This is a genomic window from Pseudomonas sp. K5002 (assembly GCF_013386655.1).
In the GTDB taxonomy this organism is placed as follows: Bacteria; Pseudomonadota; Gammaproteobacteria; order Pseudomonadales; family Pseudomonadaceae; genus Aquipseudomonas.
On record NZ_JACARK010000563.1, the window covers coordinates 1 to 3,845 of the forward strand.

Below are 3,845 nucleotides of genomic sequence, written 5' to 3' on the forward strand. Positions count from 1 at the left end.
GCTGGGGGATGCCGAGAAGAAAACCACCATCAACTTCACCGTGATCAACTCCGGCGACCGGGTCAACGTGATCCCCGACCAGGCCACCGCCAAGGCGGATGTACGGGCGGCGTTGCCGGAAGAGTTTGACCGGATCGAGAAAGACCTGGCACGGGTCTCGGCCAACAAGCTGATCCCCGAGACTGAAGTGACCACCAGTTTGCACCGTGGCCTGCCGCCGATGCCGCAGACGCCGGAGTCGGACAAGCTGGTGACGATTGCCCAGGGGATTTATGGCGAGCTGGGGCGCAAGCTGACCATTGAGGGCAGCGGCGGGGCGGCGGATGCGAGCTTGTCGGCTGGCGTGGGTACGCCGACCCTGGACGGGTTCGGGATTGTCGGGGGCAATATCCATACGCCGGAGGAATATGCCGAGGTGGAGAGCGTGGCGCCGCGGATTTATCTGCTGAGCCGGATGATCATGGAGCTCTCCAAGCGCTGACTTAAAAACGCCACACCTCTAAATGTGGGAGCGGGCTNNCTTGCTCGCGAATGCGGTCTATCAGTCGACATCTGCTTATCTGGTACACCGCTTTCGCGAGCAAGCCCGCTCCCACATTGGTTTGTGGTGTTGGTTGGATCAGGTTGCAGGCACCACTTCCCGGGTCTTCTCCCGCCCCAACACCAGACTGCACAGCGCCGGCAAGAACAGCAACGTCAACACTGTCCCCACCAGCACCCCGCCAATCAGCACATACGCCAGCGACGACCAGAACACCGACAATGTCAGCGGAATAAACGCCAACGCTGCCGCCAGCGCGGTCAGGATCACCGGGCGTGCCCGGCGCACCGTGGCCTCGATGATCGCCTCGCGAATCACCATGCCCTGGTCCTGGTTCTGCCGAATCTGGTCGGTAAAGATCAGCGTATTGCGCATCAGAATCCCGCCAATCCCGATCAACCCCAATATCGCGTTGAACCCGAACGGCTGGTTGAACAGCAGCAGCGTCGGCACCGCCCCGATCAGCCCCAGCGGCGCGGTGGCGAACACCATGAACATCACCCCGAACGAACGCACCTGGAACATGATCACCGTCAACGTCAGCAGAATCATGATCGGGAACAGTGCCGCCAGCGCCACGTTGGCCTTGGCGCTTTCCTCCACCGGGCCGCCGATGACGATCTGATACCCGGCCGGCAGCTTGGCGATCAGGGGTTGCAGGTCCTTGTACACCGCCATTTCCACGTCTGGCGGCTGGGTGCCGTCGACGATGTCGGCGCGCACTTCCACGGTCAGCGCACGGTTGCGGCGCTTGAGGATCGGTTCTTCCATCACCGCCTGGAAATGCCCGACCTGGGCCAATGGCACCGAGACACCGGCACTGTTGGTCAGGGTCATATTGTCGAGGTTGCCGAGGTCTTCGCGCTGGCTGCCCTGGGAGCGGGCAACCACTGAAACGGTGCGATTGCCTTCGCGCACTTCGGTAATCGGGTTGCCGCTGAGCAACGCGTTGAGCTGGGATTTCACCCCGTCGGGGGTAAAGCCCAGCAGGCGCAGGCGGTCCTGGTCGAGTACCAGGCGGTAACTGCTGGCGCGCTCGCCCCAGTCGAGGAAGCTGTCCCGCGTGAGTGTGTTGGCCGCGACCACTTGGCGCACGTCTTCAGACAGGCTGCGCAGCACATTCAGGTCGGGACCGGACACGCGAAACACCACCGGGAAGGGCACCGGCGGGCCGAATACCAACTGGGTGACGCGCACCCGCGCCGATGGAAATTCGCCGGCCGCGATGCGTTCAGCCATGCGTTTTTTCAGGCTGTCCCGGGCATGGGCGTCGGCGGTCTGCACGATCAACTTGGCGAAGGCGGGATCTGGCAGCTCAGGGTTCAGCGACAGGAAAAACCGTGGTGCACCACCGCCGACATAGGTGTCGACCATTACGGTTTGCGGCTCCTCCATCAACGCCTTTTCCACCTGCGCCGCTACCGCCTCGGTGCTTTTGAAGGCGCTGCCCGGTGGCATGTACACCTCCAGAATCAGCTCGGAACGGTCGGAGTTGGGAAAGAACTGCTTCTTCACCACGCCCATGCCCAGGCCACACAGCACAAAGGCCGCCACCACCAGCCCGGTGACCAGCCAGCGTCTGCGCACGCAAGCATCCACCAGGCGCCGCAGTTTCTGGTAATAGCGCCCGGCGTAAATTGCGTCGTGGCCGCCGACAACCGGCTGGATGTGCGGCAGCAGCTTGACCCCCAGGTACGGGGTGAACACCACCGCCACCAGCCACGAGGCGATCAGCGCAAAACCGACGATCCAGAAAATATTCCCGGCATACTCACCGGCCCCCGAGCGGGCAAAACCCACCGGCAGGAAGCCGATAATCGTCACCAGCGTGCCCGTGAGCATCGGCGCGGCGGTGGAGCTCCAGGCAAACGTAGCCGCATGGATCCGGTCAAAACCCTCTTCGAGTTTGACCACCATCATCTCGATCGCAATGATCGCGTCGTCCACCAGCAGGCCCAGGGAAATGATCAACGCCCCCAGGGTCACCCGGTCGAATTCGCGGCCGGTCATCAGCATGATCACAAACACGATCGACAAGGTCAGCGGCACCGCAGCGGCCACCACCAGCCCGACGCGGAACCCCAGGGCCAGCAGGCTGATGACCATCACCACCGCGAGGGCGACGAAGAACTTCAGCATGAACTCGTTGACCGCCAGGCTGATGTTTTTCGCCTGGTCGGAGACCTTGGCGAAGTTGACCCCCAGCGGCAGGTCGGCCTGGATTTTCGCTTCCTGGGCCTTGAGAGCCTTGTCCAGTTCCAGGCCGTTCCAGTGCTTCTCCATGATCACCCCGAGCATCAGCGACGGGTCGCCCTGATGACGGATACGGTAGCTGGGCGGGTCTTCATAACCCCGGCTGACGGTGGCCACATCGGCGATGCGCAGCAGCTTGCCGTTGGCTTCCAGCGGGACGTTTTCGATCAGCGCCAGGCTGTCGAAGGCCCCGTCGATGCGGATATAGGCGCGTGCCCCGGCGGTCTCGACAAAGCCTGAAGGCGCCACGGCATTCTGGGCGGCGAGGGCGGCGAAGATCTGCTCGGGCTTGATGCCCAAGGTGGCCAGGCGCTCATAGGAAAACTCGACGAAGATCCGCTGCGCCTGTTCGCCGAGGATATTGACCTTCTTCACTCCCGGCAGATTGAGCAGACCCTGGCGCATGTCCTCGGCCATTTGCACCAGTTGCCGGTGGGGCAGGTGTTCGGCCTCCAGCGCGTACAGGGAAAAGTATACGTCGGAGTATTCATCGTTGAAAAACGGCCCGATCACCCCCTTGGGCAACTTCGCGGCTTCGTCGCTGAGCTTTTTGCGGGTCTGGTAGAACAGGTCCTGGATCTCGCTGGGACGGGTGGACTCCAGGTACGTCATGCGCATCGAGACGAAGCCCGGTTGGGCGATGGTTTCGACGCGGTCGTAATAGTCCAGCTCCTGCAGGCGTTTTTCCAGACGGTCGGCCACTTGCTCCTGCATCTCTTGCGCGGTGGCGCCGGGCCAGGCGGCGGTGATGGTCATGACCTTGACGGTGAACGAAGGGTCTTCGGCGCGCCCCAGTTTGCCAAAGGCAAAGACCCCGGCGGCGAGGATCGCGATGATCAGGAACAGCGTGACCGCGCGATGCTTGACCGCCAGTTCGGAGAGGTTGATCCCGCGCATTATCAGTGTTCCTGCTGACGGTTGAGGGCCAATGCCTGGGCCGGCAACAGGCGTACCGCGTCACCGCTGTGCAGCAGGTGCGCGCCGAGGGCGACGACTACTTGGCCTGGGTCCACGCCACTGTCCAGCAACGCGTCCTCCTGGCCGAGGCTGG

2 protein-coding genes and 1 pseudogene are annotated in these 3,845 nt (G+C 62.9%); 1 reads left to right on the top strand and 2 read right to left on the bottom strand.

The annotated features are described in order from the left end of the window. Positions 1–481 (top strand): M20/M25/M40 family metallo-hydrolase (locus HX846_RS23415; protein ID WP_178966176.1); only part of this gene is annotated, 481 nt, incomplete at its 5' end. Positions 482–619: 138 nt separating this feature from the next. On the opposite strand, the gene HX846_RS23420 is transcribed toward HX846_RS23415, so the two are convergent. Beyond that, on the bottom strand, positions 620–3,691 hold the full coding sequence (locus HX846_RS23420) for an efflux RND transporter permease subunit (RefSeq protein ID WP_178966177.1): 3,072 nt from the start codon (positions 3,689–3,691) through the stop codon (positions 620–622). 2 nt (positions 3,692–3,693) lie between these two features. After that, positions 3,694–3,845: pseudogene (locus HX846_RS39725) on the bottom strand (efflux RND transporter periplasmic adaptor subunit); the annotation flags it as partial.